Annotated in this window: 14 protein-coding genes; 13 read left to right on the forward strand and 1 reads right to left on the reverse strand. The window is 50.5% G+C overall.

Annotation, left to right across the window (positions count from 1 at the left end; translation table 11 throughout):
• Nucleotides 1-12 precede the first annotated feature (12 nt).
• The 8 genes from rfbC to AC3G2T_RS01695 all read left to right on the forward strand — a co-directional run bounded on the left by rfbC (nt 13) and on the right by AC3G2T_RS01695 (nt 6,083).
• Complete coding sequence (gene rfbC / locus AC3G2T_RS01660; protein WP_488434302.1) at nt 13-558, forward strand: dTDP-4-dehydrorhamnose 3,5-epimerase; 546 nt, start codon at nt 13-15, stop codon at nt 556-558.
• Nucleotides 559-597: 39 nt separating this feature from the next.
• Nucleotides 598-1,617 (forward strand): dTDP-glucose 4,6-dehydratase, encoded by a 1,020-nt coding sequence (gene rfbB, locus AC3G2T_RS01665; protein WP_488434303.1) that lies wholly within the window; start codon nt 598-600, stop codon nt 1,615-1,617.
• Entirely contained in the window at nt 1,618-2,469 is an 852-nt protein-coding gene (rfbD, locus tag AC3G2T_RS01670) for a dTDP-4-dehydrorhamnose reductase (RefSeq protein ID WP_488434304.1), read from the forward strand.
• Nucleotides 2,466-2,825: a glycosyltransferase family 2 protein gene (locus AC3G2T_RS01675; protein ID WP_488434305.1), complete on the forward strand. Its 360-nt coding sequence runs from the start codon at nt 2,466-2,468 to the stop codon at nt 2,823-2,825. The genes rfbD and AC3G2T_RS01675 overlap by 4 nt, the downstream gene beginning before the upstream one ends.
• Nucleotides 2,818-3,414, forward strand: coding sequence for a glycosyltransferase family 2 protein (locus AC3G2T_RS01680; RefSeq protein WP_488434306.1), 597 nt, complete (start codon nt 2,818-2,820; stop codon nt 3,412-3,414). The genes AC3G2T_RS01675 and AC3G2T_RS01680 overlap by 8 nt, the downstream gene beginning before the upstream one ends.
• 185 nt (nt 3,415-3,599) lie before the next feature.
• Nucleotides 3,600-4,466 carry a glycosyltransferase family 2 protein gene (locus AC3G2T_RS01685; RefSeq protein WP_488434307.1) on the forward strand — a complete coding sequence of 289 codons (867 nt, stop codon included), beginning with the start codon at nt 3,600-3,602 and terminating at the stop codon, nt 4,464-4,466.
• 6 nt (nt 4,467-4,472) lie between these two features.
• Nucleotides 4,473-5,879, forward strand: a complete 1,407-nt coding sequence (locus AC3G2T_RS01690; RefSeq protein ID WP_488434308.1) for an undecaprenyl-phosphate glucose phosphotransferase — start codon at nt 4,473-4,475, stop codon at nt 5,877-5,879.
• A gap of 75 nt (nt 5,880-5,954) precedes the next feature.
• A complete protein-coding gene (locus AC3G2T_RS01695) occupies nt 5,955-6,083 on the forward strand; it encodes a hypothetical protein (RefSeq protein ID WP_474683942.1) in 129 nt (42 codons plus the stop codon).
• Nucleotides 6,084-6,145: 62 nt separating this feature from the next.
• On the opposite strand, the gene AC3G2T_RS01700 is transcribed toward AC3G2T_RS01695, so the two are convergent.
• Nucleotides 6,146-7,225 (reverse strand): acyltransferase family protein, encoded by a 1,080-nt coding sequence (locus tag AC3G2T_RS01700; RefSeq protein ID WP_488434309.1) that lies wholly within the window; start codon nt 7,223-7,225, stop codon nt 6,146-6,148.
• Between the two features lie 242 nt (nt 7,226-7,467).
• Between AC3G2T_RS01700 and AC3G2T_RS01705 the strand changes: the two genes are divergently transcribed.
• The 5 genes from AC3G2T_RS01705 to AC3G2T_RS01725 all read left to right on the forward strand — a co-directional run bounded on the left by AC3G2T_RS01705 (nt 7,468) and on the right by AC3G2T_RS01725 (nt 13,521).
• Entirely contained in the window at nt 7,468-8,706 is a 1,239-nt protein-coding gene (locus AC3G2T_RS01705; protein WP_488434310.1) for an outer membrane lipoprotein-sorting protein, read from the forward strand.
• 158 nt (nt 8,707-8,864) lie between these two features.
• A complete protein-coding gene (gene alr, locus AC3G2T_RS01710) occupies nt 8,865-10,055 on the forward strand; it encodes an alanine racemase (RefSeq protein WP_488434311.1) in 1,191 nt (396 codons plus the stop codon).
• A 204-nt stretch (nt 10,056-10,259) separates the two neighbouring features.
• On the forward strand, nt 10,260-10,541 hold the full coding sequence (locus AC3G2T_RS01715; RefSeq protein ID WP_488434312.1) for a CopG family ribbon-helix-helix protein: 282 nt from the start codon (nt 10,260-10,262) through the stop codon (nt 10,539-10,541).
• 3 nt (nt 10,542-10,544) lie between these two features.
• Nucleotides 10,545-10,895, forward strand: coding sequence for a type II toxin-antitoxin system PemK/MazF family toxin (locus AC3G2T_RS01720; RefSeq protein WP_028553893.1), 351 nt, complete (start codon nt 10,545-10,547; stop codon nt 10,893-10,895).
• A gap of 352 nt (nt 10,896-11,247) precedes the next feature.
• Nucleotides 11,248-13,521 carry a Tex family protein gene (locus tag AC3G2T_RS01725; protein WP_488434313.1) on the forward strand — a complete coding sequence of 758 codons (2,274 nt, stop codon included), beginning with the start codon at nt 11,248-11,250 and terminating at the stop codon, nt 13,519-13,521.
• The last annotated feature ends 792 nt before the right edge of the window (nt 13,522-14,313 follow it).

The following is a 14,313-nucleotide window of genomic DNA, read 5'->3' on the forward strand; positions in this document are numbered from 1 at the left end:
GAGGTGCGAGACATGCAGGTCATTCCGACAAAAATTGAAGGACTGTACATTATTGAGCCCGATGTTCATGGCGATCATCGCGGCTTTTTTATGGAAACATACAACAGTCAGAAGTTTACTGAATTAGGCGTTGATTGCTCTTTCATCCAAGACAACCACTCTCTCTCCGTCGAAACCGGCGTCCTGCGTGGTTTGCATTACCAGTTGAACCCTAAGGCGCAGACAAAACTTGTTCGTGTTGTTTCCGGAGCTATTTACGATGTGGCTGTGGATATTCGCAAAAGCTCACCGACTTTCGGACAATGGGTGGGGGCCGTTTTAAGCGAAGCAAATAAGCGTCAGCTTCTTGTGCCACAAGGTTTTGCTCACGGATTTTGCACGATTGTTCAGAATACGCAGGTACTTTATAAAGTCGATGAATATTACTCTCCTGAACATGACAGAGGGATTCTCTGGAACGATCCGGGGCTAGGCATTAAGTGGCCGACGTCCAAGCCGATTTTATCGGACAAAGATCAAAAGCACCCGCTTCTTAAGGATGCGGAGATTAATTTTTAAGCGAAGATCAGATTTTAATAGGCTGGAGGCTTATTTGTTATGAAAATTGTTGTAACCGGCGGGGCCGGCTTTATTGGCAGTAATTTTGTCCATTATATGTTGAATCGTTATGCGAAATATGAAATTGTTAATCTTGATGCGCTCACATACGCGGGGAATTTGGAAAATCTTACATCCGCACAAAATAATGCGCAGTATACATTTGTTAAAGGTGATATCGCGGATTCGGCGCTGGTGGACGGCATTTTTGCGCAAGGTGTTGATGCTGTTGTTCATTTTGCCGCGGAGTCGCATGTGGATCGGAGTATTTTGGAGCCGGAAATATTTGTGAAGACGAATGTTTTAGGGACTCAGGTGCTGCTAGAGGCTGCCAAGAAATATAATGTGCAAAAATTTGTTCATGTTTCAACCGACGAAGTGTATGGAACTTTAGGGGAAACCGGTCTATTCACGGAAGAAACGCCGTTAGCGCCGAACAGCCCTTACTCTGCTAGTAAAGCAGGCTCGGATTTGATGGTCAGGGCTTATCATGAGACGTTTGGTTTACCGGTGAACATTACTCGCTGTTCGAACAATTACGGTCCGTATCAGTTCCCGGAGAAGCTAATTCCGCTCATTATTGCCAATGCATTGAATGATAAGTCTCTGCCTGTTTATGGGGATGGGCTCAATATTCGCGATTGGCTGTATGTGGAGGATCATTGCAGTGCGATCGATTTGGTGCTGCACAAAGGTGTGAGCGGTGAAGTCTACAACATTGGCGGCAATAACGAAAGAACGAATATTCATATCGTGCAGACGATTTTGAAGGAGCTTGGAAAGCCGGAGTCTCTGATTCAGTATGTCAAAGACCGTCCGGGTCACGACAGACGCTATGGCATTGACGCAACGAAGATTACGAGGGAATTAGGATGGAACCCGGTGCATCGTTTTGAGACTGGAATCAAGGAAACGATTCGTTGGTATTTGGATAACCAGGAATGGTGGAAGCGAATCCAATCCGGTGAGTATCAGCAATATTTTGCCAAGCAGTATGGAACACGTCTAGGGGCTGAATAGATGAAAGTTTTGGTTACTGGGGCGCATGGTCAACTAGGCCGGGATATCGTCAAATTGCTGGATGGCCGGCATGAGGTGCATGGTTTTGGGCGCGATCAGTTAGATATTGCGGATGAGGCGCACTGTCATCAAGTGATTTCATCGCTGAAGCCGGATGTCGTTATTCATAGTGCGGCGTATACGGCTGTGGATTTGGCTGAGACTGAAGAGGATCTGGCCTATAAAATCAATGCGTTTGGCACAAGAAATGTCGCCGCGGCGGCTGAGCGGGCAGGGGCGAAGTTTTGCTATATCAGTACGGATTATGTTTTTGACGGTGCGGCTTCGGCTCCATATAGGGAGTATGATAATACGAATCCGCAAAGTGTGTATGGCAAGTCCAAAAGAGCCGGAGAGCAGCTTGTGCAATCCCTTTCGAGCAAATATTTTATCGTGAGAACTTCTTGGGTGTATGGCCTGTACGGGACCAACTTTGTTAAAACGATGTTGAAGCTGGCGCAGGACCGCGACATGCTTAAAGTCGTGAGTGATCAAGTCGGTTCGCCGACGTATACGGTAGATTTGGCTCAATTTCTTGAGCAGCTTGTGCAGACGGAACGCTACGGCATTTATCACGCCTCCAATTCGGGCATTTGTTCGTGGTTTGATTTTGCCTGTGCGATATTTGAGGAAAGCGGAAAGCAGATGAGGATTGAGCCTTGTGCTACCGAGGATTTTCCCAGACCAGCCCCCAGACCTCGCTATTCTGCGATGGAGCACCTGGCCATACGGGCGAATGGGTTCGAGGATCTTAGGCCTTGGCGTGAAGGGCTGAGGGCTTTTCTGAAGCAGCTGGCGGAAAGCGAAGCATGAATACGGTTAGCGTTCATATTGTCACTTATAATAGCGCTGAACATATTAATGAGTGCTTGCAGGCTGTTTTAGCCCAAAGCTACCCTGTGCAGCAAATCATTGTAGTGGATAATGCGTCAAATGATGGCACGCTTGAAAGGCTGGCTGAATGGTCCGACAGGTGTGTCATTGTTCCGAATGCCGCTAACCAGGGTTTCGCAGGCGGGCACAATCAGGCCATCCGTTTGTCCGATGCCGATTATTGTCTGATTTTGAATCCCGATGTCGTGCTGGAGCCACAATTCATTCAGTTTTTGGTCGGGACTTTGACGGAGACCCCTTTGAATCGGGAGCGCGACCGGGAAGCTTTTGTTTAAAAGCAACCGCCAGTTTGTAGATAGCACAGGGCTTGTAATGAACAAAGCCCGCAGGGCTTTTGACCGCGGGGCGAATGAACCGAACGAAGCTTATCAGGAGGCAGCGGAAGTTTTCGGCGTTTCCGGCGCAGCCGCGTTGTATTCGCGTAAAATGATTGATGATATCAGCATCAACGGTGAATTTTTCGATGAGGATTTTTTTGCCTACAAAGAGGATGTGGATGTTGCCTGGAGGGCGCGGCTTATGGGCTGGAAGGCGTATTTCGAGCCTGGGGCGGTGGCTTATCATGAGCGGGGCTGGAAAGAAGGCGGGAGAAGCGCTAAGCCGCTCTTTGTGAGAAGGTTATCTTACATCAACCGTTATAAAATGATATGGAAAAACGACCGGCTATTGCCTGTTTTACGGCACATTTTTCCAATAATCTTCTATGAGCTATTAAGTCTGGCTTATGCTCTCGTTCGTGAACCGAAGCTGCTTGGTGCTTGGATGAGCTTTTATCGGAAACTTCCGGAGCTTAAGAAAAAGCGCAAGCTTGTTCAAAGTAAACGAAAAGCAAACGATAGTGAACTTTATTGCTGGTTTAGTTAGCAGTTCCTTGATCGGCGCTGTCGGGTTATGAGTTGAGTATATGTTCGAGGCGTCTGAGAGCGCAATTTATTGTTTGCGATACTAGAAGCGAGGCTGCTAGGGAGGTCTTGCTTTTTTGTTATGTGAAAAATGGATCATGACTATGGTATAATTGTAATAGACATGACCACAAATGAGGTTTTAGCATGGATGTAAGCATCATCATCGTCAACTATAACACACGTGAGCTCACTTTGAATTGCATTCGGTCAGTGATGGAGTCGAGAGTCTCTTGCGACTATGAAATCATTTTAGTTGATAATGCGTCAAATGACGGCATGATTGAGGCCGTTGCCGAGCAATTCCCGCAGGTCGTTTGCATAGCCAACTCTGACAATGTCGGCTTCGCCAAAGCCAACAATCAAGGGATGAAGGCAGCCCGCGGGCGATACATATTATTGCTAAACTCCGATACCGTTGTTCAGCCTGATACACTGGAGGTTATGCTTCGTTTTATGGACGAGCATCCCAGGGTGGGGGCTAGCGGGTGCAAGATTGTCCTGCCGGACGGTTCGCTGGACAAAGCTTGCAAACGCGGCTTTCCGACGCCGTCGGCGTCCTTTTACTATGCGTTCGGGTTTTCGAAGCTTTTTCCGCATGTGCCGCGATTCAATCAGTACCAGTTAGGCTATCTGGACCCGGATCAGGAGTATCCGATAGATTCGCTTGTCGGAGCGTTTATGCTGGTGCGCCGCGAGGCGATCGATCAGGTGGGGATGCTGGATGAAGAGTTTTTCATGTACGGAGAAGATATCGACTGGTGCTACCGGATCAAGCAGGGCGGGTGGCAAAATTATTATTTTCCGCGCACGCAGATCATACATTATAAAGGGGCCAGCAGCCGCAAGAAGCCTTACAAAATCATTTATGAATTTCATCGTGCCATGATTTTGTTCCATAGGAAGCATTATCGCAGCAAATACGCATGGCCGGTGAATGCGCTGGTGTATGCGGGGGTTGGACTGAAGTTTGTGCTTTCCTTGATGGTTAACAAATTACGTGTTTTGAGGTGATTGTGCTTGATTCGCCAGAGCCAGCGTTTTTTAACGCAGATGTACGCGGTCACGGATTTTGTTTGTATACAGCTCGTTTTTCTTTTTTCGTGGTGGCTCAAGTTCGACAGCGGCTGGCTTCCTTTTGACGGCCCGCTCCCTTTCAAGCATTATGTGCTGTGGAGTTTTATTTACGGAGCGTTGGCGATAGGCATCAGCTATTTTGTCAACTTTTATACGCCGAAAAGAAGAAAGCAGTTTTCATTTGAAATTTTGAAAATCGTACAGGTGCATTTGTTCAGTTTGCTGCTGCTGCTCAGCATTTTGTTTATTTTTAAAGAAGTGGACATATCGCGTTCGTACTTGCTGCTGTTTCTCGTGAACAATATTCTGGTCGTCAGTTTTTACCGGTATGTGATCAAAATTTCTCTCAAGCGCTTCAGGGAAAAAGGATACAACAAGCAATTCGTGCTCATTTTGGGGGCCGGGACACTGGGGCGCAAGTTCTACAACAATTTGCAGCAGCACCCCGAGCTTGGGTACGAGGTCGTAGGTTTTTTGGATGACTATCAAGTGAAGCATGAGCCGTCCTACCAGCACTACAAGCCGATCATCGGCACGACCAGTGATCTGGAAGGGATTTTGAACAGGCTGATTGTCGACGAGGTGATCATAGCACTGCCGCTTGACGCGCATCCCAAGTTTGGAGCCATCATTAATGTGTGTGAAAAAATCGGCGTGAAGACGCTCATTATTCCGGACTTTTACGATTTTCTTCCGTCGCGTCCTTACTTCGATAACTTTGCCGACATGCCGCTGATCAATGTGAGGGACATTCCTTTGGACGAGTTCAGGAACCGGTTGCTGAAAAGGGTGTTCGACGTAGCGTTCTCGCTCACTGCAATTCTAATTACGCTGCCGGTTATGGCGGTGATCATTGCGGTCATTAAGGCGACGTCTCCGGGGCCTGTTATTTTCAAGCAAGAGCGTGTAGGGCTTAACCGCAGAAGGTTCATGATGTACAAGTTCCGCAGCATGAAGATTTTGCCGGAGGGGGCTTCGGATACGCAGTGGACGGTCGAGAATGACCCGCGGCGGACGAAGTTCGGAGCTTTTTTGCGGAAAACGAGTCTGGACGAGCTGCCACAGTTTTTTAACGTGCTGTTCGGACATATGAGCGTAGTGGGCCCGCGGCCGGAACGTCCTTTTTTTGTGGAACAGTTCAAGGAAGAAATACCGAAGTACATGGTGAAGCATCATATCCGGCCGGGCATCACGGGTTTGGCTCAAAGCAACGGGCTCCGTGGGGATACATCCATCGAAGAGCGGATCGAGCACGACATTTTCTACATTGAAAATTGGACTTTTCTTTTTGATATTAAAATCATTTGGAAAACGATCGTCAACGGTTTCGTCAATAAAAATGCATATTAAAATTTAAATCGACAGCATAATTCGCCAGTATCCTTCCCATACTAGTACATATACTAAGTACGGGGAGGTTTTTTTATGATCGATCATGAAGACGCTTACGAAAATGAGCACCCTTCCATTGGAAGAGGCCTGATAATCGGTGTTATTTTCGGCTCCCTTTTTTGGGCTGCTATCATTTGCGGAATCGTGTACTTGTGGTATTGAAATAGGAGTTGAAAATAGAAGGGCTGCCTGGGCGGAAGATGCGCCTAAGCAGCCTTTTTATGTTAGGATACGAGTTTCGGGGATTTCACTCGCTGCAGGGTGACCATCGTTTTGATCCGGGCGACTAAAGGTTTTTCGGCCCAATGATACGCGATATAGCACAACATTAAAGTAAATACAACAACAAGCAGGTCGGTTAACAGGTATCCGAGCTTGTCGGCCAGATGGGTAGTTCGGGAAAGCTTCATCATAACCGAGATGAACAACAGATGCGTCAGCAAAATCGTATAGGATGCATTGCCGAGCTTGCCGAATCTGAGCACCCAGCGGGGCAGCTTGATGTCCTCCGGAATGGAGGCGATCCCCAGCAGCGCCAGTGTAGCGGGAATCAAGTACAATAAATAGCTGTGAAAAGGAACGGCCATATATTTGTTGTTCAGCCATATCGCGATGAAACCGGCCATTGCCGATGCGAGCAGCAGGTTGTAGCGCTTACCCCGGAGATACGGCGTCAGTCCGGCCAAGAGGCATCCCAGAGCAAATTCCAGGTTCACTTCGCTGAACAGGAAATTCAGATAAAAATGGCGCGAAATATCGAAACCTATGTATGGGACAGGCGCGACATTACAAATCGTTAGAGCGATCCATATGGAAGCAACGAGATAAGCCGGAGTTTTGCCTATGGCCATGATGACGCTGAACAGGGCATAGAACAGAACAAAGTAGCTTAAGGACCAAGCGACGGGAAGGATAGGCCCGTGTGCTTGCGGCAGCAAGAGCAGGGAACGGATGATCGTCCCTTTTTCCGTCTCGTATCCGTAGCCGAAGCTGGGAACGAGAAAGTAAACGGGAAGCACGATCAATGTAATGAGCCAGTAAAATGGGTAGATGCGAATCAGCCGGTTCCTCAAATATGGAAGCACGCTTTTTTTGGCGCCGATCTGATGTCCGTACGTTTTAAAGAGCAAAAATCCGGTTAGCACGAAAAAGTAATCGACGCCTCCCGAACGCGTCAGTGTGCTGATTCCTAAAAAATCGTATTGGAAGTATTTATACGACATCGATGACACGTGGAAAAGCAGCACAAAGCAAGCGGCAACTCCTCTGGATGCTTGCAGTGCAATGTTTTGATTGGAATTCACTTTAGGGCAGCCTCCGATCTATGTAAAAAATGCTAATCCTCTACATCATGCCAAACGATTGTGAAGAAACCGTGAATACAAGCTGAAAATTGCCTGACTCTTCCAGTTGGAGTGCACAACTCGTCTGCATAATCGTCCAAGTCCTCTCATATGCATGTACTAACACTGAAATCGGGCTCCGATGATGGGGCAGTTCAATTTCAGTACAATTGAGTTTAATTTTGTGTTGAGGGGATGATTGAATGCGCCGGGTCACATGGATGGTAGCCATCATGTTGTGCTTAGCAGTTGTTCTCGCGGGATGCGGGAAGAAGGATGCAGGATCAATTGTAAAGGATTTGGATCATGTGATCAGCAAGCAGAGCAGCTACCAGGCATCGGGAAGCATGGTTCTGCATACGGGGCAGCAGCCGCAGGAGTATCAGGTGGAAGTGGCGTATTCGCCGGAGCATTTTTACCGGATTTCGCTGACGAATGCGCAAAAGGATGTCACGCAGATCGTGCTGCGGAATGAAGAGGGCGTATTTGTGCTGACGCCTCATTTGAAGAAGAGCTTCCGCTTCCAGAGCGATTGGCCGGAAAATCAAGGCCAGGTCTATTTGTTCCAATCGCTGGCGAAAAGCATTATTGCGGATAAAGAGCGCCAATTCACGACGGATAACGAGTCCTATGTATTCGATGTTGCGGCCAATTATCAAAATGAGCTGCTATCCCGCCAAAAAATTTGGCTGAACAAAAAGAATCTGGCGCCGCAGCAAGTGCAGGTGTCCGATGCGAACCAAAATGTGATGGTGCAGGTGAATTTCACCCGCTTTGAGTTCGATGCGAAGTTCGATAAAGATTACTTCCAAATGGAGCGCAACATGACGAGCTGGAATTTGAATACGCTGCCGACGATGGCGGATGCCGTGGCTCAGGGCGACAGCACTGGCAAGCAGGCCGATGCGGCGGGCAAGGCGGCAATCGGCACGAACTTGACGGCGACCGGCGGCCAATCCGATCTGACGGCGGGCAAAGCGGGCCAGACGTCCGGGACGGCAAGCAGCGGCAGCAGTAGCGGCAAGCAGGCCGATGCCTCCAAGACGGGCGTCCAGGCGGCAGGAGCAGCGACTCAGGACGGCAAGCAAGCGCCTGCCAAGCAGCAAAGCTTCGGCGTGATCGAGCCTTCCTATATGCCGAAGGAAGTCGTGAAGCAGGACATTACCGATATGAAGCTCGGCGAAGATCCGGCTGTACTGCTCCGGTATAAAGGTAAGTACAACTACAGCCTTATCGAGGTGAGGCCGCAGGCCAAGACGGTTTCCCTGCAGCCGGGCGACATCGTCGATCTGGGCTTTACGATAGCGGTTTTGACAGGAGATGAGAAAAAGACGCTGATGTGGACGGACGACGGCGTGGAGTTCCGTCTGACGACAGCGGATTTGCCGACATCGGAGATGATCAACATCGCCATGTCTATGCAGGGCCAATCCGGAAAGTAAGTTGACGGTTTGCACGTAAGGGATTAACATAGATCTATCGGTCCGAACGGATTCGTAAAAAGGAAGGGGAGCCCTGCTCGCACGTAGAGCAGGTCTTCCCTTGTCCTTTGCATATACAGACAAAGCAGGTTTTGCTTAAGATGAAGAGGTGAACGTCGGTGGATGCTTTTTATCGGCCTACTTGGGTGGAAATATCATTGGATGCGCTGCGCAGCAACATAGAAGGGTTTCAGCGGGTACTGCCGGATGGAATGAAGCTGATGGCGGTCGTGAAGGCGGATGCATACGGGCATGGGGCCGTAGGAGTGTCTAAAGAGGTTATCGAAGCCGGAGTCGATTATTTGGGCGTTGCGTTTTTGGATGAAGCGCTGGAGCTTCGGCACGCGGGAATTACGGCGCCGATTCTGGTGCTCGGTTATACGCCTCCTGACGGGCTGGAGATCGCGCGCCAGATGGATATCACGATTACGGTATACAGCAGGGAAGTGCTGGAGGAGCTGCAAAAGCAAGCGAAGCATACGGCGCAAGGGACTGCGCATAAGCTGAAAATTCATATCAAGCTGGACACGGGGATGGGCCGGCTTGGATTGCGGGCGGAGCAAGAGGCGATTCCTTTTATCGAGGAGGCGTTGTCGCTGCCGAATGTGGCGGTGGAAGGGCTTTTCACTCATTATGCGAACGCGGATGAAACGGATAAGAGCTATACCCGCGAGCAGTACCGCAAGTTCGAACGGATCGTGGAACATTTTAAGCAAAAAGAAATTGAGTTCGTTTACCTTCACGCGGGCAACAGCGCGGGGGCGATCGACCTGCCCGAACTCACTTACAATATGGTGCGGCTCGGCATCAGTATGTACGGCTTGTATCCTTCGGAAGAGGTAAACCGGCAAAAAATCGACCTGAAACCGGTGCTTAGCCTGAAAACGGGAATCGTGAACCTTAAAACGCTGCCGCCGGGCTCCGGTATCAGCTATGGGACGATTTATCATACGAAGACCGATGAAAAAATCGCGACGCTGCCGATCGGTTATGCGGACGGATATTCGCGGATGCTTTCCAAGAAAGCGGAAGTATTGATTCGGGGGCAGCGGGTGCCGGTTGTCGGCCGAATTTGCATGGATCAATGTATGGCGAATGTAACCGGCGTTCCGGATGCTGATATTAGCGATGAGGTCGTGCTGATCGGCGAGCAGCAGGGGGAGTGCATTTCGGCTGAAGATGTGGCGGATCTGCTGGGAACGGTCAATTATGAGGTTACGTGCATGATTTCGCACCGGGTAGCCAGAGTGTACGTACGCGGCGGCGTGCGTGAAGACGCCATCAATCCGTTGATGCGGCACCGTTTTTAGCGCTGAAAAAATTACCACGAAAATTTTGCATTTATTTGAAAGGAGTTTCAGAACCGGATATCGAATAATAGGGATGAAGAATGTGATATCCAACCCGTGTAACATAATTGATATACTCAAAGCATATATTTATTGTATAATTTGGTTTTCATTATGGCATACTGGTAATACTGTCTTTGTATCGTTTCCGGGGGTGGTTAAAGAGTGAGCAATGCGCACAATACGAAAAGAATCATGATCAGTCTGCCCGACCATTTGCTGCAAGAGGTAGACGGGATCGTGGAAAAGGAGAACTCCAATCGAAGTGAGTTCATTCGCCAAGCGATGAAGCTCTACTTGATTGAGCGCAAAAAACGCACTATTCGCGAGTCCATGCAGCGCGGCTATATGGAGATGGCGAAAATCAATCTCAGCATGGCATCGGAGGCTTTTCAAGCGGAGGCAGAGGCGGACAATACGGTGGATCGCTTAGTAAGCGGGGTGTAGACAGTGATTGTGAAACGTGGCGATGTGTTTTTTGCAGATCTCTCTCCGGTTGTAGGATCAGAGCAGGGGGGCGTTCGTCCTGTTCTAGTCATCCAGAACGATATTGGCAACCGCTTTAGCCCGACGGTGATTGTTGCCGCGATTACGGCGCAAATCCAGAAGGCGAAGCTGCCTACGCATGTAGAAATAGACGCGGAGACGCACGGATTCGATCGTGATTCCGTCATTCTGCTGGAACAGATCCGGACCATCGATAAACAGCGGCTTACGGACAAAATTACGCATTTGGACGAGGAAACGATGCGAAAAGTTGACGATGCTTTGCAAATTAGCGTTGGACTGATAGAATTTTGAATAAGCTCCGGAACCGACGAGGGTGGCAGATCCCCTCGTTTTTTGGTTGTTCGGGGCAGGAGTCTGTCCGATGAACCTCGTAGAAGGTATATATGGTCGACCGACCGCCGTCATGCAGCGAAAGCGGCAGTATATACACAAAAGTAACTCCGCCCGTCAGACTCCTAGTATAACGTTCTTAAAATTACGCCCAGCATAACGACCAACAACGGACCATAACGCAGACTAACTGATCGTCCTGTAGGAACGTCTTTTCGGAACGATCTACCAGGAATCTGTCCGATGAACTCACAAAAGTAACTCCGTCGGACAGATTCCTGGACTTACATAACTGAGGATTGGGGAAAAGGGAATGACTTTATTGGATATGTTGAGAAGGAAAATGTTTTTTGCAAAAGATGACGGCAGCGCGGGAGCTGTTGCTGCTGAAGAAAGCGGCGGGAAGGCGCAGCTTTCCGAAGAAAAGAAAGCGGAAATCCGCGAGCGCATCCTGAAGCAAATCTCGGCCGAGCTGCAGCTGCCGGCCGGCAAAGTGAAAACGACCGTCGATTTGCTCGACGAGGGGAACACGATTCCGTTCATCGCCCGGTACCGGAAAGAGATGACCGGGGAGCTGGATGAGAACCAGCTCCGGGACATTGAAGAGCGGCTGCAATATTTGCGCAACCTGGAGGACCGCAAAATCGAAGTGGTGCGGCTCATCGACGAGCAGGGCAAGCTTACGGACGAGCTGCGTCAATCGATCGAACAGGCGGCGAAGCTGCAGGAGGTCGAGGATTTGTACCGGCCTTACCGCCAGAAGCGGAAGACGAGAGCGAGCGTAGCTAAGGAGCGCGGATTGGAGCCGCTCTCCGAATGGATCTGGAAGCAGCCGCGCCAAGGCTCGCTGGAGCAGGAAGCCGCCCGCTTCGTGAACGCGGAGAAAGGCGTAGGAAGCGCCGAGGAGGCGATCCAGGGCGCGATGGACATCGTCGCGGAGAACGTGGCGGACGATGCCAAAATCCGCGCGTGGGTACGGAAATTTACGCAGGATCAAGGAATTTTGCGTACGGAAGCGAAGGATTCGCAGCAGGAATCCGTATATGAAATGTACTATGCGTACCAAGAGCCTGTGCGCAAGCTGCCGCCTCACCGGATTCTCGCGATCAATCGCGGGGAGCGGGAGGAAGTGCTGAAGGTTGGCATGGATGTGCCGATCGAACGGATTCACGAATATATGGCCCGGCAGATCATTAAGGGGCCGTCGGTTGTCCGCGATGTGCTGCAGGCTGTGATCGAAGATGCCTACAAGCGTCTGATCGCGCCTTCCATCGAACGTGAAGTGCGCGGTGTGATGACCGAGATGGGGGAGGAGCAGGCGATCAAGATTTTCGCGGAAAATCTGCGCAATCTGCTGCTCCAGTCGCCGGTCAAAGGGCACGTCGTGCTCGGTGTCGACCCGGCTTACCGGACAGGCTGCAAGCTGGCCGTCGTCGACGACACCGGCAAAATGCTGGAAATCGCCGTTACTTATCCGACCCCTCCGAACAATAAGGTCGCGGAAGCGAAGGCGAAGTTCAAGCAGTTGATCAGCAAGTACGGCGTAGAGCTGATCGTCATTGGCAACGGGACGGCTTCCCGTGAAACGGAGCAGTTTGTTGCGGAGCTGATCGGCGAAATCAAAGAGCGCGAGCTCAAGTATTTGATCGTCAGCGAAGCGGGGGCGAGCGTTTACTCCGCGTCGAAGCTGGCGCAGACGGAGTTCCCGGAGCTCGACGTGGCCGAGCGCAGCGCGATTTCGATTGCGCGGCGTCTGCAGGACCCGCTCGCGGAGCTGGTGAAGATCGAGCCGAAGGCGATCGGCGTCGGGCAGTATCAGCACGACGTCTCGCAGAAACGGCTCGACGAGAACTTGAAGGCCGTCGTGGAGTCGGCCGTCAACCATGTCGGCGTCGATCTGAACACGGCGTCGCCGTCGCTTTTGTCCTATGTGTCAGGCGTGAACGCGACACTGGCGAAAAACATCGTGAAGTATCGCGAGGAGAACGGCAAGTTCGGCAGCCGGCAGGAGCTGTCGAAGGTTCCGCGCCTTGGCGCGAAAACCTTCGAGCAGTGCGTCGGCTTCATGCGGATTCCGGGCGGCCGCAACCCGCTCGACAATACCCCGATCCACCCGGAGTCCTATGAGGTGGTGGATCGGTTGTTCAAGGAGCTGCGCCTGGAGCTGGAGCAGCTCGGGTCGCAGCAGCTTCGCGAGCTGCTGCAAGGTCTTGCGCCGGAGCAGCTCGCTCCGAAGCTGGGCGTAGGTGTCCCGACGCTGCGGGACATCCTGGACAGCCTGCAGCGTCCGGGGCGGGATCCGCGGGACGAAGTCCCCGCGCCGATCTTCCGCACCGACGTGCTGCAGCTTGAGGATCTTGTGCCGGGCATGGAATTGACCGGCACGGTGCGCAACGTCATCGACTTCGGCGCGTTCGTCGATATCGGGATCAAGAACGACGGCCTCGTTCATATTTCCCAGCTCAAGAACGGTTTCGTCAAGCACCCGATGGACGTCGTCTCCGTCGGAGACATCGTCACCGTGTGGGTGCTGGGCGTGGACGCGAAAAAAGGCCGCGTCAGCTTGACCATGAAGAAGCCGCAGTAAATGATAGCGGCGGCAAGAGCAGCCGGATGCATGTTGGTATCCGGCTTCTTTTTGCCTTTTTCAGTCGAGAAGGAGCCGGAGCTCTCACGATGAGGCATTATCGCACTTAGAAAACCCTGCAAAATTGAGACTGTTGATATAACTCGTCCGTTAGGGCAGAGCTTCGCTGTTAACGCGGCGCAGAAAACCTGCAAAAATACATCTTTTTGCTCGTAGATACGCTTGCAGCGGAATATTCCTGCAAATCTACAGCTTTTTTGCTAACATTTAGGATTTAGCCCTCTATTAAGGGATAATTCCTGTACATTTGCAGGCTTTTCCCTAAAATGGCCCGCTTCCTTCGAAAAAGCCTGCACTTTCGCAGGTTTCTTTACAAGCTGCCAAGCGCTAAACGAACGGCTGCGCCGACTATAACGGCCACACCTTTGTCCTGGGACAGTCCTGCAAATTGTCGGCTTTTCCTATAACAATGAAATAAAGAATCGCCATGGCTGGTTAACGCAGATCGACAATCTCCAAAAGACAACGGATCGACCTCTATACAAATTAATGCCCGTTCTATTATTGGTTCCTTTTTCAGTGAAACTCGTTTAGGAACTACTTTGAAAATAACTAGCGATACATTATTTTCATCTTTATGGGTACCGCCTAGCGGCATGAGGGCTTTTGTTGTTTTGTTGGTTTGCTTGGTCAGCGTTTTTCTGCTGCAAGCTTGAAAGCTGCAGCATTCTAAGCAGAAGCATGAACTTCAACAATGGATGGGTCACCTTCTTTCGTTTGACAACATGCGTG

This window comes from Paenibacillus sp. sgz302191 (assembly GCF_057749925.1).

What these genes read in the sequence shown, in the direction of transcription:
- rfbD (WP_488434304.1), top strand. Translation starts at nt 1,618, where the DNA reads ATGAAAGTTTTGGTTACTGGGGCGCATGGTCAACTAGGCCGGGATATC.
- rfbB (WP_488434303.1), top strand. Translation starts at nt 598, where the DNA reads ATGAAAATTGTTGTAACCGGCGGGGCCGGCTTTATTGGCAGTAATTTT.
- AC3G2T_RS01705 (WP_488434310.1), top strand. Translation starts at nt 7,468, where the DNA reads ATGCGCCGGGTCACATGGATGGTAGCCATCATGTTGTGCTTAGCAGTT.
- AC3G2T_RS01725 (WP_488434313.1), top strand. Translation starts at nt 11,248, where the DNA reads ATGACTTTATTGGATATGTTGAGAAGGAAAATGTTTTTTGCAAAAGAT.
- AC3G2T_RS01695 (WP_474683942.1), top strand. Translation starts at nt 5,955, where the DNA reads ATGATCGATCATGAAGACGCTTACGAAAATGAGCACCCTTCCATTGGA.
- rfbC (WP_488434302.1), top strand. Translation starts at nt 13, where the DNA reads ATGCAGGTCATTCCGACAAAAATTGAAGGACTGTACATTATTGAGCCC.
- AC3G2T_RS01675 (WP_488434305.1), top strand. Translation starts at nt 2,466, where the DNA reads ATGAATACGGTTAGCGTTCATATTGTCACTTATAATAGCGCTGAACAT.
- AC3G2T_RS01685 (WP_488434307.1), top strand. Translation starts at nt 3,600, where the DNA reads ATGGATGTAAGCATCATCATCGTCAACTATAACACACGTGAGCTCACT.